This is a genomic window from Geodermatophilus sp. URMC 61 (assembly GCF_052931555.1).
Map to the genome: position 1 here is coordinate 1,268,903 of NZ_JBRFHZ010000002.1, position 20,844 is coordinate 1,289,746.

17 protein-coding genes are annotated in these 20,844 nt (G+C 73.3%); 12 read left to right on the top strand and 5 right to left on the bottom strand.

The window, feature by feature from the left end:
• The first annotated feature begins 107 nt into the window (after positions 1-107).
• The gene (locus ACU610_RS05890; protein ID WP_446766777.1) at positions 108-1,124 is read left to right on the top strand and encodes a threonine ammonia-lyase; all 1,017 of its coding nucleotides are present in this window, start codon (positions 108-110) and stop codon (positions 1,122-1,124) included.
• A gap of 358 nt (positions 1,125-1,482) precedes the next feature.
• Here ACU610_RS05890 and ACU610_RS05895 read toward each other — a convergent pair whose 3' ends face one another.
• Positions 1,483-2,655: an NAD(P)/FAD-dependent oxidoreductase gene (locus ACU610_RS05895; RefSeq protein ID WP_446766778.1), complete on the bottom strand. Its 1,173-nt coding sequence runs from the start codon at positions 2,653-2,655 to the stop codon at positions 1,483-1,485.
• Positions 2,652-2,972 carry a bifunctional 3-phenylpropionate/cinnamic acid dioxygenase ferredoxin subunit gene (locus ACU610_RS05900; protein WP_446766779.1) on the bottom strand — a complete coding sequence of 107 codons (321 nt, stop codon included), beginning with the start codon at positions 2,970-2,972 and terminating at the stop codon, positions 2,652-2,654. Before ACU610_RS05900 ends, ACU610_RS05895 begins: the two co-directional genes overlap by 4 nt.
• A gap of 129 nt (positions 2,973-3,101) precedes the next feature.
• Here ACU610_RS05900 and ACU610_RS05905 point away from each other — a divergent pair, with 129 nt between their 5' ends.
• Together ACU610_RS05905 and ACU610_RS05910 are read left to right on the top strand one after the other, a co-directional pair.
• On the top strand, positions 3,102-3,902 hold the full coding sequence (locus ACU610_RS05905) for an IclR family transcriptional regulator (protein WP_446766780.1): 801 nt from the start codon (positions 3,102-3,104) through the stop codon (positions 3,900-3,902).
• 385 nt (positions 3,903-4,287) lie between these two features.
• Positions 4,288-5,409, top strand: a complete 1,122-nt coding sequence (locus ACU610_RS05910; protein ID WP_446766781.1) for an aromatic ring-hydroxylating oxygenase subunit alpha — start codon at positions 4,288-4,290, stop codon at positions 5,407-5,409.
• An 832-nt stretch (positions 5,410-6,241) separates the two neighbouring features.
• On the opposite strand, the gene ACU610_RS05915 is transcribed toward ACU610_RS05910, so the two are convergent.
• From ACU610_RS05915 to ACU610_RS05925, 3 genes are read right to left on the bottom strand one after another with little or no spacing between them, the layout of a single operon-like run.
• Positions 6,242-7,114, bottom strand: coding sequence for a methylenetetrahydrofolate reductase (locus ACU610_RS05915; protein WP_446766782.1), 873 nt, complete (start codon positions 7,112-7,114; stop codon positions 6,242-6,244).
• Positions 7,115-7,163: 49 nt separating this feature from the next.
• The gene (locus tag ACU610_RS05920) at positions 7,164-7,787 is read right to left on the bottom strand and encodes an MBL fold metallo-hydrolase (RefSeq protein ID WP_446766783.1); all 624 of its coding nucleotides are present in this window, start codon (positions 7,785-7,787) and stop codon (positions 7,164-7,166) included.
• Between the two features lie 56 nt (positions 7,788-7,843).
• Entirely contained in the window at positions 7,844-8,935 is a 1,092-nt protein-coding gene (locus ACU610_RS05925; RefSeq protein ID WP_446766784.1) for an S-(hydroxymethyl)mycothiol dehydrogenase, read from the bottom strand.
• A 245-nt stretch (positions 8,936-9,180) separates the two neighbouring features.
• Here ACU610_RS05925 and glyA point away from each other — a divergent pair, with 245 nt between their 5' ends.
• The 9 genes from glyA to folP all read left to right on the top strand — a co-directional run bounded on the left by glyA (position 9,181) and on the right by folP (position 20,747).
• A complete protein-coding gene (gene glyA / locus ACU610_RS05930) occupies positions 9,181-10,509 on the top strand; it encodes a serine hydroxymethyltransferase (protein ID WP_446766785.1) in 1,329 nt (442 codons plus the stop codon).
• On the top strand, positions 10,506-11,765 hold the full coding sequence (locus tag ACU610_RS05935) for a sarcosine oxidase subunit beta family protein (RefSeq protein ID WP_446766786.1): 1,260 nt from the start codon (positions 10,506-10,508) through the stop codon (positions 11,763-11,765). The genes glyA and ACU610_RS05935 overlap by 4 nt, the downstream gene beginning before the upstream one ends.
• A gap of 15 nt (positions 11,766-11,780) precedes the next feature.
• The gene (locus ACU610_RS05940) at positions 11,781-12,059 is read left to right on the top strand and encodes a sarcosine oxidase subunit delta (protein WP_446766787.1); all 279 of its coding nucleotides are present in this window, start codon (positions 11,781-11,783) and stop codon (positions 12,057-12,059) included.
• Positions 12,056-14,926 carry a 2Fe-2S iron-sulfur cluster-binding protein gene (locus ACU610_RS05945; protein ID WP_446766788.1) on the top strand — a complete coding sequence of 957 codons (2,871 nt, stop codon included), beginning with the start codon at positions 12,056-12,058 and terminating at the stop codon, positions 14,924-14,926. The genes ACU610_RS05940 and ACU610_RS05945 overlap by 4 nt, the downstream gene beginning before the upstream one ends.
• Positions 14,919-15,503, top strand: coding sequence for a sarcosine oxidase subunit gamma (locus tag ACU610_RS05950; protein ID WP_446766789.1), 585 nt, complete (start codon positions 14,919-14,921; stop codon positions 15,501-15,503). The genes ACU610_RS05945 and ACU610_RS05950 overlap by 8 nt, the downstream gene beginning before the upstream one ends.
• 94 nt (positions 15,504-15,597) lie before the next feature.
• Positions 15,598-18,066 carry a GcvT family protein gene (locus ACU610_RS05955; protein WP_446766790.1) on the top strand — a complete coding sequence of 823 codons (2,469 nt, stop codon included), beginning with the start codon at positions 15,598-15,600 and terminating at the stop codon, positions 18,064-18,066.
• A 208-nt stretch (positions 18,067-18,274) separates the two neighbouring features.
• Positions 18,275-18,895: a cyclodeaminase/cyclohydrolase family protein gene (locus tag ACU610_RS05960; RefSeq protein WP_446766791.1), complete on the top strand. Its 621-nt coding sequence runs from the start codon at positions 18,275-18,277 to the stop codon at positions 18,893-18,895.
• A complete protein-coding gene (locus tag ACU610_RS05965) occupies positions 18,892-19,731 on the top strand; it encodes a bifunctional 5,10-methylenetetrahydrofolate dehydrogenase/5,10-methenyltetrahydrofolate cyclohydrolase (RefSeq protein WP_446766792.1) in 840 nt (279 codons plus the stop codon). The genes ACU610_RS05960 and ACU610_RS05965 overlap by 4 nt, the downstream gene beginning before the upstream one ends.
• A gap of 143 nt (positions 19,732-19,874) precedes the next feature.
• On the top strand, positions 19,875-20,747 hold the full coding sequence (folP, locus tag ACU610_RS05970) for a dihydropteroate synthase (protein WP_446766793.1): 873 nt from the start codon (positions 19,875-19,877) through the stop codon (positions 20,745-20,747).
• Positions 20,748-20,844: the final 97 nt, after the last annotated feature.

Sequence of the window (20,844 nt, forward strand, 5' to 3'; positions counted from 1 at the left end):
TACGGGCACAGCCGTCTGTGACACGGCGTGTCCCGTTCCTCGGGGCGATGATCCTCGGGAGCCCATCACGCCGGTCGAGATCTCCATCGTCTGGGAGGTGAGCGGCCGTGGTCGCTGACAGGTCGGCGGAGCGGCGCGAGTTCGGCGTGGACGACATCCGTCGAGCAGCCGACCGCATCGCACCCCATGTGATGGAGACGCCCGTCCTGACCTCGCGCGCGCTCGACGCGAGCTGCGGAGCCCGCCTGTTCGTGAAGGCGGAGTCTCTGCAGGTGACCGGGTCGTTCAAGGTCCGGGGCGCCCTCAACAAGGTGCTCGGGTACGACGGGCCCACGCTGCGCAACGGGATCATCGGCTACTCCGCCGGCAATCACGCCGCGGCCGTGGCGGCGGCCGGACGCCTCGTGGGATGCCCGGCTGTCGTCGTCGTGCCCACCTCGGCCCCGCGCATCAAGGTCGACAACTGCCGTGCATGGGACGCCGAGGTCGTCTTCTACGACCCGGCGACCGAGGACCGTGCCGAGGTCGCAGCGACCATCGTGGCGGAGCGAGGGATGACGTTCATCCCGCCCTTCGACGACCACGCCATCATGGCCGGCGCCGGCACAGCTGGACTCGAGCTGGCCCAGGACCTGCTCACGCGCGGAGTTCGACCCGACGCGGTCGTGGTCAGCTGCAGCGGCGGAGGGCTGGCCTCGGGCGTCCTGGTCGCGATGGAGCACCATTTCCCGGGCATCGAGAAGTACATCGTCGAACCGCGGGGCTACGACAAGATGGCCCGGTCCCTCGCCGAGGGCCAGGTGTGCAGCAACCCGGCCGTGTGCACCTCCGTCATGGACGGCATCGCCGGACCCGTCGCGGGGCAGCGCCCGCTGACCGTCCTCGCCGAGTTGGGCGTCACTCCGCTCACCGTCGACGACGACCAGGCACGCCTCGCGGTCGCCGGCGCGTACCAGCACCTCAAACTCGTCGCCGAGCCCGCCGGCGCCGCCGCCCTGGCGGCCGTGCTGTCCCGGCAGGACGACTTCACCGACCGCGACGTCGCCCTGGTCTGTTCCGGCGGGAACGTCGACCCTGCCGTCTACACCGCAGCACTCGATCTCGCCTTTCCCACTCCGCTCTGATCGAGCTCGGGGAAGCGTCCCGGTCTGCCGTCGTGGCGTCGGTCACCCGCTGGTGGCGCCGTGCGGGCGGCCGTCCGCTCATGCAGCCTCCCGCGCGGGCACGCGACAAGGGGAGCAGGGTGGTCGCCAGGCACGCGACCTGTGACCGGGGGAGCGGTCGGGCCGTCCGCGACGGCCGGTCCTCGGCCGAACGGCCACGGTCACGCACCGGCCGGACCAGGCGGTGCGGGCGTCCCCAGCGCGAAGGCCGTAGCCGGAACCGCACGCCTGGACCGCCGTCACCACGGCGACGGCGGTCCAGGCGTGCGGAGCCACGGGGGTGGGCCGCCGCACCGCTGCGTGCGGGGGCGGCCGGGGGTCAGGACGCGGCCGGCACGGCCGAGCGCAGTTGTCGGCGCCACCGGGTGAAGAGGCGCGGCTGGTTCATCCCGAGGACGGCCACGGGGTGCCCGTCGCGCTCGTAGACCGCGAGGAAGCTGCGGTCGGCACAGTCGCCCTCCACCACACGGGCGACGTCGCCCTCGCGGCGCGATCCCGCGAACTGGAGGCGGGCGCCGTACTGGTCCGACCAGAAGTAGGGCACCGGCGTCGGCGCCGGCTCGCCGCTGCCCAGCAGCGTGGCGACCGCGGTGGCCGGTTGCTCGAGCGCGTTGGTCCAGTGCTCGATGCGCACGTGCCGTTCCGCGGAGGGCCACCACGTCGCGGCGCAGTCACCGACCGCGACCACGCCCGGGATGTTCGTGGCCCCGCGCGCGTCGGTGAGGACGCCGTTGCCGAGGGCCACGCCGGAGTGGGCCAGCCAGTCGATGTTCGGGATGGCGCCGATCCCCACGACCACCACGTCCGCGGGCAGGCGGGTGCCGTCGGTCAGCTCGACGGCCTCGACCCTCTCGGTGCCGATCAGCCCGGAGACCCCGGTGCCGACCAGCAGGCGGGTGCCGTGGTCGGCGTGCAACCCGGCGCAGACCGCGCCCATGTCGGCGCCCAGCGGGCCGGCGAGGGGGACGGGCTGGGTCTCGACGACCGTGACGTCCAGCCCGAGCTTGCGGGCCGTGGAGGCGACCTCCGCCCCGATGAAGCCGGCCCCGATCACGACGAGCCGTTCGGCGGCGGCCAGGTCCTCCCGCAGGGCGATCGCGTCGTCCAGGGAGCGCAGCACGTGCACGCCGTCGAGCCCGTCGCTGCCGGGCAGCCGTCGGGCGCGGGCGCCCGTGGCGAGGACGACGCCGTCGGCGCGGACCTCGCTGCCGTCGTCCAGCAGCACCGAGCGGCTGAGGTGGTCCACGCCGACCGCCGTGGTGCCCAGCCGCCACTCGAAGCCGAGGTCCTCGTCGTCGGGCGCGCCCAGGGCGATGTCGTCGAGCGAGGCCGTGCCGGCCAGGAACTCCTTGGACAGCGGCGGGCGGTCATAGGGGGCGTGCACCTCGTCGCCGATGACCACGATGCGGCCGTCGAACGACTGGTCCCGGAGCGCGCGCGCAGCCGAGAGACCGGCCAGCGAGGCCCCGACCACGGCGACGGTGGGGCTCATGCGGCACCGTCCGCGGCGGCCCCGGGCTGCACATAGATCATGCCGTCCTGCACGACGACCTGGTGCGTGCGGACGGGTGTCTTGGCGGGCGGGCCGGACACCTTCCCGGTGCGCAGGTCGAAGCAGGAGGCGTGCAGGGGGCACTCGACCGCGCAGCCGTCCAGCCACCCGTCGGCCAGCGAGGCGTCCTGGTGGGTGCACGTGTCGTCGATCGCGTAGAAGTCGCCGTCGACGTTGAAGACCGCGATGGGCTCGTCGGCCTCTACGCGGGTCGCCTCGCCGGGCGGCAACGCGGTCGTGGGGCAGACCGGGATCATGGGCGCTCCAGGCTCGTCACTGTTGCGGTCAACGCAACTCTTCGCCGATGACGCAACAGCATGGTCCAGCCTCCCCGGTGACGTCAAGAGGCGCGCGGCACCCTGCCATCCGCCACCTACGCTGAGGTCATGAGTGGGTCGCAGGGTGAGAACGCGGAGCGGGGCTCGGTCGCCGTCGTGCAGTCGGTCGACCGGGCCCTGAGCGTCCTGGAGATCCTCGCGGCCCACGGTGAGGCCGGCGTCACGGAGGTCGCCGCCGAGCTCGGGGTGCACAAGTCCACGGCCTTCCGCCTGGTGGCGGCACTGGAGAGCCGGGGCTTCGTCGAGCAGTTGGCCGACCGAGGCAAGTACCGGCTGGGCTTCGGCGTCGTGCGCCTGGCCGGCGCGGCCGCCGCGCAGTTGGACATCGCCCGGGAGGGGCGGCCGATCTGCGACGCACTGGCCGCCGACCTCGAGGAGACGGTCAACATCGCCATCCTGGACGTCGACCGGGCGGTGAACGTCAGTCAGGCCCGGGGGCCGGGGGCCCTCAGCACGCACAACTGGGTGGGGCAGGGCACCCCCCTGCACGCGACGTCGAGCGGCAAGGTGCTCCTGGCCTACGCTCCCGACGCCGTCCGCAAGGACGTGCTCTCCCGGGAGCTGCAGCGCTTCACCCCTGCCACGATCACCGATCCCGAGGTGCTGCGACAGGACTTCGACCGGATCGTCGAGCAGGGGTGGGGTGCCACGGTCGAGGAGTTCGAGATCGGGCTCAACGCCGTCGCCGCACCCGTCCGAGGCGCGGACGGTGACGTGATCGCGGCCCTCAGCGTCTCGGGGCCGTCCTTCCGCATGGATCCCGAGGACTTCCCGAAGCTCGCCCGGCGGGTGGTGTCGGGCGCAGAGGAGCTGAGCAGGAAGCTGGGCTTCTTCGCCCGGGCCCGCTGACCCGGCGGGGCGCTGCTCCCGTGGTGGTCGAGACGTCCCGCTGACCTCGCTGCGTCCCCTCGGCGCCATGTGGGCACCCAGCGCGAGCGGGACGGCGTCGGAAGCGCCACGTGTGCACGTCGTTCCGTCCGCCGCCGTCCGGTCGCCCGGGCCCGCCGTGCCACCGGGTGGTCGCGGTGGGGGCGCGGTGGTGTCCCGGCCCGTTCGGAGATCCTCCGCGCGGATCCGGGGAATTCTCGGCGGCAAGACTGTTGCGTCCTGCGCGAGCCGCTGAGTAATGTGCAACACATCGGTCGTCCTGAGCTCGCTGGCGGGCGACGACCGCGGCTTGTCGCAGACAGGCGTTGTCCCGACTTCCGGTGTCCCCAGATCCCCGAGGTGCCGTATGACCACCACCGACCTGCCCGCGAGCCTCATCTCCACGCTGCCGGGCCACTACTACACAGACCCGGCCGTCTTCGCCCTCGAGCAGAGCCGGATCTTCGAGACCATGTGGTTCTGCGCCGTGCGGTCGGCCGACCTGCCGACTCCCGGGAAGTTCCGGAAGGTCCAGGTCGGCCGGGAGAGCGTGCTGATCGTCCGCAGCCGTGACGGGCAGCTGCGGGCCTTCCTCAACATCTGCCGGCACCGCGGCGCGCAGATCTGCACCGACGACTCCGGTGAGGTCAAGCGGGCCTTCCAGTGCCCGTACCACGCCTGGACCTACGACCTCGAGGGCAAGCTGGTCGCGGCCCCGAACCTGACGAAGATGCCCGACATCGACCGCGTGCAGTACGGCCTGGTGCCGGTGCACCTGCGGGAGTGGCTGGGGTACGCCTGGGTCTCCCTGGCCAAGGAGCCCCCGTCCTTCGAGAACGACGTCATGGGCGCCATCACCGACCGCCTCGGGGACCTGGAGTCCATCGACCACTACGAGCTGGACTCGCTCACGGTGGGCCGCCGCATCACCTACGACGTGAAGGCGAACTGGAAGCTCATCATCGAGAACTTCATGGAGTGCTACCACTGCGCGACCATCCACCCCGAGCTCACCGAGGTGCTCCCGGAGTTCGCCGACGGCTACGCCGCGCAGTTCTTCGTCGGGCACGGCGCGGAGTTCGGCGACGACGTCCAGGGCTTCACCGTCGACGGCAGCGAGGGCTTCGGCAGGCTCCCCGGCGTCGACGAGGACCAGGACCGCCGCTACTACGCCATCACCGTCCGGCCGACGGTCTTCGTCAACCTGGTGCCCGACCACGTCATCTTCCACCGCATGTTCCCGGTGTCGGTCGACCGGACCATCGTGGAGTGCGACTGGCTGTACACCCGCGAGGTGGTGGAGTCCGGGAAGGACGTGTCCCGGTCGGTGGAGCTGTTCCACCGGGTCAACGAGCAGGACTTCGAGGCCTGTGAGCGCACCCAGCCGGCCATGTCCTCCCGCGCCTACGCCAACGGCGGCGTCCTGGTGCCCTCCGAGCACCACATCGGGGAGTTCCACGAGTGGCTGACGCAGCGCCTGTCGGACTGAGGGAGGACCCCCTGCCCCCCACCGCTCGCGGGCTCGCGGCGGGACCCTGCAGGGGGACAGCGGGACCCGGGACGGGGCCGGCGAGCTCCTGAAGGGTGGGCCGCCCAGCGGGGCCGAGGACGACGTCCTCGGCCCCGCTGGGGTGTCCGTGGCCGAGCGGTACGGCGCCACGGAGCCGTGTCCGTCACACGGCGAGGTGGCCGGCGTCGGTGGGCACGACCACGCCGTGGCGCTCGAGTCGCTCCCGGTGCAGGAGGGCGGTCCGACGCTCGACAGGTCGCCGTGGTACGGGCCGAGGGACGTCAGGTCGATGTCCGCGAGGAACGCGGGAACCGTCGGGCTCGACGAGCGAGCCGCAGTGACCCGCGGTGTGCCCGGACAGGTGCAGGACGGTCGGGGTCCGGCCACCGAGGTCGACCACGTCGCCGTCCTCGAACGTGCCGACGTCCTGGCGCTCGCTCAGGTGGGAGGTGTCGCGGAGCTGCTCCCGGAGGACCCGGTCTCGGAGGGTCCCATCCCGAAGCCGGGGAGCAGGACCTCGGGGGAGCGGACGGCGCCGACCTCGGCGGGGTGTGCGGGGACCGGCAGGTCCGGGAAGGGGTGCAGTCCCGCCAGTGGGTCCTCGTGGGCATGGCCGATGACGACCCGCCTCGCCGATCGAGGGGTCGACCAGCACGGTGCGGTCCGTCCCGCTGATCAGCAGGGAGTTGCCGGAGGGCCGGCGGCCGCCCTCCGGCGAGGGGAGGAGTGGAACGCCTCCGTACTGCACACCGGGCCCGGCATGCCGTCCTCCCCGGTCGTGCCATCGGCTCGCCGACGGCGGCCGCCCCCGCTACCTCGGGTCTGCGTCGGACAGCCGGGCCAGCCACTCCTGCCGCCACGCCTCCGTCCCCGCCACCTCGTTGAACGTGAAGAAGTGGAAGCCCTGCAGGTTGTGCTCGGGCCGGCCGAGGCTGGGTGCGAGGGCTTCCACGAGACGGTCCGGCCGGTAGCCGTGGGGCAGGAAGAAGCGCCAGAACATGCTCTGCTGCTTCACCAGGAACCGGGCCGACTGGCCGAGCCCGAGCCCGGCCGAGATGCGCACCAGCTTCTGGCGTGTCACCGCGCCGGGGACTCCGATCCGGATGGGCAGGTCGACGCCCCGCAGCTCGACCTGCCGTGCCCATGCCGTCGTCGTCGAGGGGTGGAAGCACAGCTGGGTGATGACGTGGGTCGCGTGCGGGGCCTTCCGCTCGAGGGCGCGTTCGATCAGCTCCGCGCTGATGTGTCCGTGCCCCTCGGGGTAGCCGCCGATGCCCACGTCCTCGAAGTGGTGGCCGACGGTCTCCAGCTCCTCGAGCAGGGAGAGCGCGTCGGGGAACCTCCCCGCGGGCTCGGCGGCATCGCCCCCGATGACGAAGACGCTGTTCACCCCGGCGGTCCGCAGGCGGGCCACGACGTCGGCCAGATGGGCCCGGTCCCGGACGAGGCGGGCGGCCAGGTGGGGCGTGGCGACGAACCCGTGACCCGACAACCGCTCGGCCAACTCGAGCGTCGGCGTCAAGCCCTTGGCCTCGGTCACCGTCACGGTGAGGGGCACGGTCCGGGGGACGTGCCCGACGACCGACTCCTCGGCGCCCCGCAGCGGCAGGACCTCGTAGCTCGCGTCTCGCAGCGCCCGCTGCAGCGCGAGGCGGGTCCGCTGCCGCGTCGGCCGGCCCTCCACCGGAGGTGGTGGTCCTGTTCCCCCGGGCGCACGTGCCCGGCCCGGGCTCTCAACGGACACGGCACACCTCCGCGGCGATGGTCGTGTCGTCGCCGTGGCCGGTCTTGACGACCGTGTCCTCGGGCAGGGTCAGCAGACACGACCGGATGGAGTTCAGGATGGTCGGCCTGTCGCTGTAGGAGCGCCCGGTGGCGCCGGGCCCGCCGCAGAACAGCGTGTCGCCGGTGAAGACGGTGGCCAGGTCGCGTGCGTAGAGCGACGTGCTGCCCGGGCTGTGGCCCGGGGTGTGCATCGAGAACAGGCACGTCCCGGCCACGGAGAAGCGGGTGCCGTGGCCGACGGGGGCATCGGGCAACGCCTCCGGATGGACGCTCCTCCACAGCATGAGGTCGGCGGGGTTGATCCAGATCGGCGCCCCGGTGGCCTCGCGCAGCGCCACGGCGGCGGTGATGTGGTCGTTGTGCCCGTGGGTCAGCACGATGGCGGTCACCCGACGCCCGCCGATGGCGTCGAGGATCGGGGCCGCGTCGTGCGGGGCGTCGATGACGAGCACCTCGTCGTCGTCGCCGACCAGCCAGACGTTGTTGTCGACGTCGAAGTCCTGCCCGTCGAGGCTGAAGACGCCGGAGACGACGGCCTTGTCGATGCGGGCGGTCCCGCGTCCTCCTCGCACGCTCGTCGTACCCGTTCCCCGCGGTACCGGGCTCATCGGTGGGCTCGCGAGCTCGATCACTTGTCCAACACCACCACGGAGCGCAGCACCTCGCCCCGGCGCAGGTTGTCGAAGGCCTCCTCGACGTCGTCCAGACCGATGGTCTCGCTGACGAAGTCGTCCAGCGGGAAGCGGCCCTGCCGGTACAGGTCGACCAGCATCGGGAAGTCCCGGGAGGGCAGGCAGTCGCCGTACCAGGAGGACTTGATCGCCCCGCCCCGGCCGAAGACCTCGAGCAGCGGCAGCGTGATCTGCATGTCGGGGGTCGGGACGCCCACCAGCACCACCCGCCCGGCCAGGTCACGGGCGTAGAAGGCCTGCTCGAACACCGCCGGATGCCCCACCGCGTCGATCGCCACGTCCACCCCGAAGCCGTGCGTGGCGCCCTTGATCGCCGCCACCGCGTCGGTCTCGCGGGAGTTGACGGTGTGGGTGGCGCCGAACCGGCGGGCCCACTCCAGCTTCCGGTCGTCGATGTCCACGGCGATGATCGTGGTCGCCCCGGCCAGCGTCGCCCCGGCGATCGCGGCGTCGCCCACCCCGCCGCAGCCGAACACCGCCACCGACTCGCCACGGCGCACCCCGCCGGTGTTGATCGCCGCGCCCACCCCGGCCATCACCCCGCAGCCCAGCAGCCCGGCGGCGGTGGCCGGCGCGGCCGGATCGACCTTGGTGCACTGCCCGGAGTGCACCAGCGTCTTCTCCACGAACGCGCCGATGCCCAGCGCCGGGCTCAGCTCGGTGCCGTCGGCCAGGGTCATCTTCTGCGCGGCGTTGTGCGTGGCGAAGCAGTACTGCAGCTCCCCCCTGGCACACGCCCGGCACTGCCCGCACACCGCCCGCCAGTTGAGGATCACGTAGTCCCCGACCGCGACGTTGGTGACCCCCGCGCCGACCGCGGCCACGGTGCCGGCGGCCTCGTGGCCGAGCAGGAACGGGAACTCGTCGTTGATGCCGCCCTCGCGGTAGTGCAGGTCGGTGTGGCACACCCCGCAGGCCTGGACGTCGACCACGGCCTCGCCGGGGCCGGGGTCGGGGACGATCACCGTCTCCACCGTGACGGGGGCTCCCTTGCTGCGGGCGACGACGCCCTTCACCTCGTAGGCCATGGCGGTTGTTCTCCTCTCGGGGGTGTGCGGACGTGCGGGCCTCCCTGGAGAGGCCCGCCGCGGCCCTCCTGGAGGGCCCCGCGGTGAGCGCGCGGACGGTGGGGGAGCAGGGAGGGTCCTTTCACGGTGCGGGCCGGTGAGGTCCTTTCGCGGCCCCCCTTGACCCTGCTCGAGCACCACCCTACGGTGTTGGACGACTGATATACCAGTCCTCGGGCTTATCTCATGACAGAAGGGACTGCGGCATGGTCGTCCAGGTCGACGGAGCGCCTCAGGCCCCGGCCATCTCGGACCGGGTGCTCAACCGATCGCTGGCGGACACCGACCCGGAGGTCTTCGACGCGATCTCCGCCGAGCTGACGCGCCAGCAGACCACGCTGGAGATGATCGCCAGCGAGAACTTCGCTCCGGTGGCGGTCATGCAGGCCCAGGGCTCGGTGCTGACCAACAAGTACGCCGAGGGCTACCCGGGCAGGCGGTACTACGGCGGCTGCGAGCACGTGGACGTCGTGGAGCAGCTGGCCATCGACCGGCTGAAGGCGCTGTTCGGTGCGGAGTACGCCAACGTCCAGCCGCACTCGGGCGCGCAGGCCAACGCCGCGGCGATGTCCGCGCTGCTGGAGCCCGGTGACACCATCCTGGGCCTCGACCTGGCCCACGGGGGTCACCTGACCCACGGCATGAGGCTCAACTTCTCCGGCAAGCTCTACGAGGTGGCCGCCTACCACGTGGCCCGCGAGGACCACCGGGTCGACATGGCCGAGGTGGAGAAGCTGGCGCTGGAGCGGCGGCCCAAGCTCATCGTGGCCGGCTGGTCGGCCTACCCCCGTCACCTGGACTTCGCCGAGTTCCGCCGGATCGCGGACGAGGTCGGGGCCTACCTGATGGTGGACATGGCGCACTTCGCCGGGCTCGTCGCCGCCGGGCTGCACCCCTCCCCGGTGCCGCACGCCCACGTGGTCACCTCGACCACCCACAAGACCCTGGGCGGCCCGCGCGGTGGGGTCATCCTGGCCACGGCGGACCTGGCGAAGAAGTTCAACTCGTCGGTGTTCCCGGGCCAGCAGGGCGGGCCTCTGGAGCACGTGATCGCCGCCAAGGCGGTCGCCTTCAAGCTGGCCGCGGAGCCGGCCTTCCGGGAGCGCCAGGAGCGCACCCTCGCCGGCGCCCGGATCCTGGCGGACCGGCTGCTGGCCCCCGACTCCCGCGAGGCCGGCATCAATGTGGTCAGCGGCGGCACCGACGTCCACCTCGTCCTGGTGGACCTGCGCGAGTCTGAGCTCGACGGCCGGCAGGCCGAGGACCGCCTGCACGCGATCGGCATCACCGTCAACCGCAACGCCGTGCCCTTCGACCCCCGTCCGCCCATGGTCAGCTCCGGTGTCCGCATCGGCACCCCGGCGCTGGCCGCGCGCGGCTTCGACCTCGACGACTTCGCCGAGGTGTCCGACGTGATCACCGCCGCGCTGCGGCCCTCCGTCGGCGAGTACCAGCTCGCCGCGCTCCGCGCGCGGGTCACCCGGCTCGCCGACCGCCACCCGCTCTACCCCGACCTGACGGAGGTCCCCCGATGAGCCTCGGTTCCTCCCACGCCACCCGCACCCCACGCACCCCCGGCGCGGACCTGCCGGAGCACCCGGACTTCCTGTGGCGCGACGTGGAGCCGAAGCGCTCCTACGACGTGGTCATCGTCGGCGGCGGCGGGCACGGCCTGGCCACCGCGCACTACCTGGCCAAGAACCACGGCATCACGAACGTCGCGGTGCTGGAGAAGGGCTGGCTGGCGGGCGGCAACATGGCCCGCAACACCACGATCATCCGCTCCAACTACCTGTGGGACGAGAGCTCGGCCATCTACGAGCACGCGCTGAAGCTGTGGGAGGGTCTCGAGGAGGACCTCGGCTACCCGATCCTGTTCAGCCAGCGCGGCGTGCTCAACCTCGCCCACACCCTGCAGGACGTCCGCGACAGCGTGCGCCGGGTCGAGGCCAACAAGCTCAACGGCGTCGACGCGGAGTGGCTGGAGCCGGACGAGGTCCGCAAGATCTGCCCGGTCGTCAACACGTCGGCCGACATCCGCTACCCGGTCCTGGGGGCGACGTACCAGCCGCGCGCCGGCATCGCCAAGCACGACTACGTGGCCTGGGGCTTCGCCCGCCGGGCCGACGAGGCCGGCATCGACCTCATCCAGGACTGCGAGGTCACCGGGTTCACCACCGACGGCGACCGGGTCACCGGGGTGCAGACCACCCGCGGCACCATCGCCGCCGGCAAGGTCGCCCTCTGCGCGGCCGGCCACACCTCCGTGCTCACCGACATGCTCGGCATCCGCGTGCCGGTGCAGAGCCACCCGCTGCAGGCGCTGGTCTCCGAGCTGCTCGAGCCGGTGCACCCCACGGTGGTCATGTCCAACGCCGTGCACGTGTACGTCTCCCAGGCGCACAAGGGCGAGCTGGTCATGGGCGCCGGGGTCGACTCCTACAACGGCTACGGCCAGCGCGGCGCCTTCCACATCATCGAGCGCCAGATGGCCGCCGCCGTCGAGCTCTTCCCGGTGTTCGCGCGGGCGCACCTGCTGCGCACCTGGGGCGGCATCGTCGACGTCAGCCCCGACGCCTCGCCGATCGTGGGCCGGACCCCCTACGACAACGTCTACCTCAACTGCGGCTGGGGCACCGGCGGGTTCAAGGCCACGCCCGGCATCGGCTCGGCCCTGGCGCACACCATCGCCCACGACGAGCCCCACCCGTACGTGGCGCCGTTCACCCTCGACCGCTTCGTCACCGGCGCGCTCGTCGACGAGCACGGCGCGGCCGCCGTGGCCCACTGACCCAGGGAGTCTCCCGTGCAACTCATCGCATGCCCGTGGTGCGGCCCCCGCGAGGAGGTCGAGTTCCACTACGGCGGCCAGGCCCACGTCCCGTACCCGGACAGCCCCGCCGAGCTCTCCGACGAGGAGTGGGCGCACTACGTCTTCTTCCGCGACAACCCCAAGGGCCGCTTCGCCGAGCGCTGGAACCACAGCGCGGGCTGCCGCCGCTGGTTCAACGCGGTCCGCGACACCGCCACCTACCGCTTCGAGCGCGTCTACCGCCTCGATGACCCGAAGCCGGTGACCCCATGACGAGTCCGTTCCGCACCCCCGAGGGCGGCCGCATCGACCGCGCCACCACCGTCGAGTTCACCTTCGACGGGCAGACCCTTCCCGGTCATCCCGGCGACACCCTGGCCTCGGCGCTGCTCGCCAACGGCCGGCACCAGGTCGCCACGAGCATCAAGTTCGGCCGGCCCCGCGGCATCGCCGCGGCCTGGGCAGAGGACCCGGGCGGCCTGGTGCAGCTCGAGGAGCCCTTCCCCGAGCCCATGCTGCTGGCCACCACCGTCGAGCTCCACGACGGGCTGGCCGCCCACGGCCTGCCGGGGCAGGGGCGCCTCGCCGAGGTCCCCGACTCGGCCCGCTACGACGCGGTCCACCACCACGTCGACGTGCTCGTCGTGGGTGCCGGACCCGCGGGGCTGACCGCCGCGCTCACCGCCGCCCGTGCCGGCGCCCGCGTCGCCCTGGTGGACGAGCAGTCCGAGGCCGGCGGCTCCCTGCTGTCGGGCACCGACCGGCTCGACGGCGTCCCGGCGGCGGACTGGGTGGCCGACGCGGTCGCGGAGCTGGCCCGCCACCCCGAGGTGCTGCACCTGCAGCGCACCACCGCCTTCGGCAGCTACGACGACGGCTTCGTCCTGGCGCTCGAGCGGCGCACCGACCACCTCGGCGCCGCCGCACCCAAGCACCTGTCCCGTCAGCGGGTGTGGCGCATCCGGGCGCGGTCGATCGTCGTCGCGACCGGGGCGCACGAGCGCCCGGTCGTGTTCGCCGACAACGACCGCCCGGGCACCATGCTCGCCGGCGCCGCCCGGACGTTCCTGCACCGCTACGGCGTGCTGCCCGGCCGCGAGGCGGTCGTGTTCACCACCAACGACAGCGCCTACGAGGCCGCCCTCGACCTGCACCGTGCCGGCGTGCGGGTGCAGGCGGTGGTCGACGCACGACCGGAGGGCTCACCGCAGCGCCGGGAGGAGTGCGAGCGCGCAGGCATCCGCGTCCTGTCCGGGGCGGTCGTGGTCGGCACCCAGGGCGTGGAGCGGGTCACGCACGCCCTCGTCGCCCCGTTCTCCGACGGAGAGGTGGGCGCCAGCAGCGCCATCGCCTGCGACCTGCTCCTGGTCAGCGGGGGCTGGAACCCCGCGGTCCACCTGTTCAGCCAGGCCCGCGGCCGGCTGCGCTACGACGAGGCCCTCGGGGCCTTCCTCCCCGGGGAGGAGCTCGACGGCCTGTCGGTCACCGGCTCGGCCGCCGGCGTGTTCGACCTGGCCGGATGCCTGGCCGATGGGCAGCGGGTGGCTCGCGGGACGTTGACCGCGCTGGGGATCGCGCCGGCGGGGGAGGACCGGCTGCCGTCCGCCCCGGCGCCCGTCACCCCGACCGCCCCGCTGGTGCTGTGGCGGGTGCCGGACACCTCCGGCGCCGACGGCAGCACCCAGTTCGTCGACCTGCAGCGCGACGCCACGGTCGCCGACATCGCCCGCGCGGTGGGTGCCGGCCTGCGGTCGATCGAGCACGTCAAGCGGTACACGACGATCGGGACGGCACACGACCAGGGCAAGACCTCCGGCGTCCTCACCTCGGGGATCACCGCCGAGCTGCTGGGGATCCCGGTGCAGGACACCGGGACCACCACGTTCCGGCCGCCCTACACCCCCGTCGCGTTCGCCGCGCTGGCCGGCCGCGACCGCGGCCGGCTCTTCGACCCCGAGCGGGTCACCGCGCTGCACGACTGGCACGTGGCGGCCGGGGCGGTCTTCGAGGACGTCGGCCAGTGGAAGCGTCCCCGCTACTACCCGCGGCCCGGCGAGAACATGGAGGCCGCGGTCCTCCGGGAGTGCGCCGCAGCCCGCACCGGCGTCGGGATCCTCGACGGCTCCACCCTCGGCAAGATCGACGTCCAGGGCCCGGACGCCGCCGTCCTCCTCGACCGGCTCTACACGAACCTGATGAGCAGCCTGAAGGTCGGCTCGGTCCGCTACGGGGTCATGTGCGGCGTCGACGGCATGGTCATCGACGACGGCACGGTGCTGCGCCTGGCCGAGGACCGCTTCCTCGTCCTCACCACCACCGGCGGCGCGGCGAAGATCCTCGACTGGATGGAGGAGTGGGTCCAGACCGAGTGGCCGGACCTGCGGGTCCACTGCACCTCGGTCACCGAGCAGTGGGTCACCGTCCCCGTCGTCGGCCCCCGCTCCCGGGACGTCATCGGCGCCGTCTTCCCCGAGGTGGACGTCTCCAACGAGGCCTTCCCGTTCATGACCTGGCGGGACACCACCCTGGAGGGCGTGCCGGTCCGGCTGGCCCGGATCAGCTTCTCCGGCGAGCTCGCCTTCGAGGTCTACGTCAACCCGTGGTACGCGGTCGCGGTCTGGCAGCGACTGCTCGAGGCCGGCCGCCCGTACGGCATCACGCCCTACGGCACGGAGACCATGCACGTCCTGCGCGCGGAGAAGGGCTACCCGATCATCGGGCAGGACACCGACGGCACCGTCACCCCGCACGACCTGGGCATGGCCTGGGCGGTCTCGAAGAAGAAGCCCGACTTCGTCGGCAAGCGCTCCTTCGCCCGCCAGGCCAACCAGGACCCGCTGCGCAAGCAGTTGGTCGGGCTGCTGCCCGTGGACCGGCAGACCGTGCTGCCGGAGGGCTCGCAGATCGTGGAGTTCCGCGCCGACGGCCAGCTGCCGCCCCCGCCGGTCCCGATGCTCGGCCACGTCACCTCGAGCTACCGCAGCGCCGAGCTCGAGCGCCCGTTCGCCCTCGCCCTGGTCAAGGGCGGCCGGGCGCGCGTCGGCGAGACCGTCCACGTCCCCGTCAACGGCACCCTCGTCCCGGTCGAGGTCACCGGGTCGGTGCTGGTCGATCCCGAAGGAGCCCGTCGCGATGGCTGAGCTGCTGCGCACCCACCCGCTCGAGGCCTGGAGCACCGCCTTCGCGCAACTGCCCGACACCGTCGGCATCGCCGTCGAGCCGTACGTGGCGACGGTCGACGTCCGGCTCGGCACCGTCGGCGCCGAGGCGTCGGCGGCGCTGGGCGTCGCCCTGCCGACGGCTCCCAACACCTGGGTGCCGGCCGGCACGGGGCGGGCCGTCTGGCTCGGCCCCGACGAGTGGCTGCTCACCAGCACCACCGAGGCGCCCGAGGAGCTGGAGCCCCGCGTCCGCGCCGCCGTCCTCCCGCTGGGCGGATCCGCGACGGACGTCTCCGCCCAGCGGATCGCACTCCGGCTGACCGGTGCGCGGGTGCGCGACGTCCTGGCCAAGGGCTGCTCGATCGACCTGCACCCACGGGTGTTCGGCCGGGGCAGCAGCGCGCAGACGATGCTCGGCCAGGCCGGCGTCGTGCTGCTGGCCCTGTCCGACGCCGCCGACGACTTCGTCGTCCTGGTCCGGTCGTCCTTCGCCGGCTACCTCGCCGACTGGCTGCTCGACGCGGCCCTCGAGTTCACCACCACCCACGACAGCTGATGAAGGACCCCTCTGCCCCCGCCCCTCGCAGGCTCGCGGCGGGACCCTGCAGAGGGGCCGACCCAGACCAACCGGCACGTCAGGAGCGAAAGCAATGTCCACCACCCCTCGTGTGGTCATCATCGGAGCGGGGATCGTCGGCGCCAACCTGGCCGACGAGCTGACCGCTCGTGGCTGGGACCGCGTCACCGTGGTCGACCAGGGGCCCCTCCCGCTGACCGGGGGCTCCACGTCGCACGCGCCGGGGCTGGTCTTTCAGACCAACGCCTCCAAGACCATGACGGCGCTCGCCAGCTACACCGTGGAGAAGCTCAAGGGCATCGACGTCGACGGTGCCTGGTGCTTCAACCAGGTCGGTGGCCTCGAGGTCGCCACCACGCCGGAGCGGCTCGCCGACCTGCACCGCAAGCAGGGCTGGGCGACCTCCTGGGGCGTCGAGGCGCAGGTGGTCGATGCGGAGGAGTGCGTGCGGCTGCACCCGCTGGTCGATCGCGACCGCATCCTCGGCGGGCTGCACATCCCCTCCGACGGCCTGGCGAAGGCCTCCCGGGCGGTCGTCGCCCTGGCTCGCCGCGCCGAGGCGCGCGGCGCCCGGTTCCAGGGCTCGACCCGGGTGACCGGCATCGAGCAGGCCGGCGGCCGGGTCACCGGCGTCCGGACCCCGGACGGCGTCATCCCCGCCGACCTCGTGGTCTCCTGCGCCGGCTTCTGGGGGGTGGAGCTGGGCGCCATGGTCGGGATGGACGTTCCGCTGCTGCCCCTGGCCCACCAGTTCGTCTGGACCGGGCAGGTGCCGGACCTCGTCGGGCGCAACGACGAGCTCAGCGAGGCGAGCCTGCCGATCCTGCGCCACCAGGACCAGGACCTCTACTATCGCGAGCGCGTCGACTGCCTGGGCATCGGCTCCTACGCCCACCGGCCGATGCCGGTCGACCTGCGCGAGCTGCCGCAGGGGGACGGCGTGCGGGAGTCGTCGATGCCCTCGATGCTGCCCTTCACCGAGGAGGACTTCGCCCCGGCGTGGGAGCAGAGCCAGCTGCTGCTGCCCTCGCTGCGCGCCACGAAGATCGACAACGGCTTCAACGGCGTCTTCTCGTTCACGCCCGACGGCGGCCCGCTGATCGGGGAGTCGCGGGACGTGGCCGGCTTCTGGATCGCCGAGGCGGTCTGGGTGACCCACTCCGCCGGGGTCGGCCGGGCGGTGGCCCAGCTCCTGGTCGACGGCCGCTCCGAGATCGACCTGCACGGCTGTGACGTGCACCGCTTCGAGGACGTCCAGCTCGCGCCGGAGTACGTGAGCGAGACCTCGCAGCAGAACTTCGTCGAGATCTACGACGTGATCCACCCGCTGCAGCCGCGGCTGTCCCCGCGCAACCTGCGGGTCAGCCCCTTCCAGGCCCGGCAGCAGGAGCTCGGCGCGGTCTTCCTCGAGGCCGCCGGCTGGGAGCGGCCGCACTGGTACGAGGCCAACGCCCCGCTGGTGGAGGAGCTGCCGACCGAGTGGGTGCCGCCGGAGCGGGACGCGTGGAGCGCGCAGTTCCACTCGCCGATCGCGGCGGCCGAGGCGTGGCGCACGCGGACGGCCGTGGCGATGTACGACATGACCCCGCTCAAGCGGCTGGAGGTCAGCGGCCCCGGGGCCCTCGGCCTCCTGCAGCGGCTGACGACCGGCGAGATGGACAAGTCGGTCGGGGCGGTGACCTACGCGCTCGCCCTCGACGAGGCCGGCGGCATCCGCAGCGACCTCACGGTCGCGCGGCTGGGCGAGCAACTGTTCCAGGTCGGCGCCAACGGGCCCCTCGACCACGACTACCTGCAGCGCCAGGCGCCGGCGGACGGCAGCGTGCAGATCCGGGACATCACCGGCGGCACGTGCTGCATCGGCCTGTGGGGTCCCCGGGCCCGCGACCTCGTGCAGCGGCTCAGCGCCGACGACTTCTCCAACGACGGGCTCAAGTACTTCCGCGCCAAGCGGGCCCGGATCGGGGGAGTCCCGGTCACGGCGATGCGACTGTCCTACGTCGGCGAGCTCGGCTGGGAGCTCTACACCAGCGCCGACAACGGCCAGCGGCTGTGGGACGTCCTGTGGGCCGCCGGTCAGGACCTCGGCGTCATCGCCGCGGGCCGCGCGGCCTTCAACAGCCTCCGGCTGGAGAAGGGCTACCGCGCCTGGGGCCACGACATGACCACCGAGCACAACCCGTACGAGGCCGGTCTCGGGTTCGCCGTCCGCACGCAGAAGAAGGCCGACTTCGTGGGGCGGCAGGCCCTCGCCGGGATCGGCGACGACACGGTGAGCCGCCGGCTGTCCTGCCTGACGATCGACGACGGCCGCAGCGTCGTCCTCGGCCACGAGCCGGTCCTCGTCGACGGCCACCCGGCCGGCTACGTGACCAGCGCGGCCTTCGGGCACACCGTCGGCCGGCCGATCGCCTACGCCTGGCTGCCGGCCTCGGCGACCGTCGGCACGGAGGTCGAGATCGAGTACTTCGGCACCCGGATCCCTGCGACCGTCGCCACCGAGCCGCTCGTGGACCCGGAGATGACCCGGCTCCGCGGCTGAGAGAGGACCACCCTTCCCCCCACGCCTCCTCGAAGGACCCCGTCCTCCTCACGCCTCGCACGCTCGGCGCGAGCCTCGGGACGGGGCCGGCGGGCCCCTGAAGGGTGGCCGCTCGACCACCACCTCTCCGCTGGACCGGCGGGCGACCCCGACCACTCCCGGGGCCGCCCGCCGGCCCGCGGCCTCGCTCACCCCGGAGGACTCGTTCATGCGCACCGACACCATCGAGACGTTCCTGGCGCAGCTCGCCGCCAGGGTGCCCGCCCCAGGAGGCGGGGCCACCGCCGCACTGCACGCGGCCCAGGCCGCCGCCCTGGTGGCGATGGTCGCCCGCTACAGCGACTCGGCGAAGTACGCCGAGCACGCCGAGGAGATCGCCACCATCACGGCCACCGCCGACCGGCTGCGCCAGAACGCCGTGGGCCTGGCCGAGGAGGACGCCGCGGCCTTCACCGCGGTCACCGAGGCCTACGGGCTCCCCAAGGGGACGTCGGACGAGGCCCCGGCCCGGTCCGAGGCCATCGCGAGGGCCCTGGTCGCCGCGGCGCACGTGCCGGCGATCGTCATCTCCGTCGCCGACCAGGTGCTGGGCCTCGCCGAGCAGTTGCTGCCCGTCGGGAACCGCAACGTGATCAGCGACGTCGCCGCCGCCGCAGAGGCGGCCCGGGCCGCGGCCACGACGGCCCGGGTCAACGTGGAGATCAACCTCGGCGGCATCAAGGACCCGGCGACCTGGGGGGAGCTCACCGCGGTCGTCGACACCGTCGACGACCTGGTCCTGCGCGCGGAGAAGGTCACCGCCGCCGTCCGCGACGGGCTGGTCCGATGACCGCGACGTTGAGCGGGACCGAACTGGCCGCCGGCATCCGCGCCGAGGTCGCCGCCGCGGCCGCCGACCTGGCCGCCGCCGGGACACCGCCCCGGCTGGCCGTGGTCGTCGCGACGGCGGACGAGTCCAGCGCCTGGTACGTCCGCTCCATCGCCCGGGCCGCGGAGAGGACCGGCATCGCCTGCTCCGTGGTCGACCTCGGGGAGACGGCGACGCCGGATCGGATCCGCGCCGAGCTGGCCGCGCTCAGCGCAGACCCCGCGGTGCACGGCATCATCCTGCAGACCCCGCTGCCGGCCGACGCCGTCTTCGAGGACCTCGCCGCGTCGATCGACCCCGCCAAGGACGTCGACGGCGCCAACCCGCTGAGCCTGGGACGGCTGGCCGCAGGCCTGCCCGCCTTCGCGCCGGCGACCGCCGAGGCCGTGCTCGCCCTCCTGGACCACCACGGGATCCCCCTGTCCGGCGCGCACGCCGTCGTGGTGGGGCGCTCGAACGTCGTCGGCAAGCCCGCGGCGCACCTGCTGCTCCAGCGGGATGCGACCGTGACCGTCTGCCACCGGGGCACCAAGGACCTGGCCGAGGTCACGCGGTCCGCGGACGTGCTCGTCGCGGCCGTCGGGCGCCCGGACCTCATCACGGCCGAGCACGTCGCCGCGGACGCGGTCGTCATCGACGTCGGGACCAACCCGACGCCCGACGGCGGACTGGTCGGGGACGTCGACGCCGCCTCGGTCACCGGGCGCGTCGCCGGACTGACCCCGGTCCCCGGCGGCGTCGGCCCGGTCACCACCGCCCTGCTCCTGCGGCACACGCTCGCGTCCGCGCGCGGCTGACGAAGGACCCCGCTGCCCCCCGCAGGCTCGCGGCGCGACCCTGCAGCGGGGCCGGGGCGGGCCGGCGACGCCCGAGAAGGGCCTCGGGCGGCCGTGGACCCCCGCCGCTCCGCCCTCCGGACCACCCAGATCGGAGCAGCCAGATGACCGGCACGGCGTTGGCCGGCCGCACGCCCGCGGGCACCGGCACCTCGAGGCACCCCCTCAGTGGGGCCCTCGCGGCGAGGCGGCCTCTGGTCTGCGGCATCCTCAACGTGACCCCCGACTCCTTCTCCGACGGCGGGCGCTTCGACGGCCTCGACCGAGCCGTGGAGCACGGGCGCACCCTGGCTGCCGAAGGGGCCGACCTCATCGACATCGGCGGGGAGTCCACCCGACCCGGCTCGCGCCCGCCGACCCTCGCCGAGGAACTCGACCGCGTCGTCCCGGTGGTCGAGGCCCTGGTCCGGCAGGTCCCCGTGCCGCTCTCCGTGGACACCTCCCGTCCCGAGGTCATGCGGGCAGCCGTGGCCGCCGGCGCCAGCATGGTCAACGACGTGCGGGCGCTGCAGCGGCCGGGCGCCCTGGAGGCCGCCGCTCAGCTCGGCGTACCGGTGTGCCTCACGCACATGCAGCGCTCGCCGGAGACCATGCAGCGCGATCCCCGCTACCAGGACGTCGTCGTGGAGGTGCGCACCTTCCTCGCCGAGCGGACGCGGGCCTGCCTCGACGCCGGCATCCGGCCGGAGCACCTGGTGGTGGACCCGGGGTTCGGGTTCGGCAAGACGCTGTCGCACAACGTCGCGCTCCTGGCGTCGCTCGACGCGTTCACCGGCCTGGGGGTCCCGGTCATGGTGGGGCTGTCCCGCAAGTCGATGCTCGGGCAGCTCACCGGACGGGACGTGGGGGACCGGCTGCCCGGATCCCTGGCCGCGGCGCTCGTCGCGGTCCAACGAGGAGCCTCCGTGCTCCGCGTGCACGACGTCGCGGCCACGCGGGACGTCCTCGCCGTCCTGGACGCCGTCGGCCCGGTGTGAACGGCCGGCGGCCGGCCCCCTGCAGGGCCCCGCCGCGGTCCCGTGCGGAGGTTCGCCGCGAGCCTGCGAGCGGTGAGGAGGACGGGGTCCTTCGACT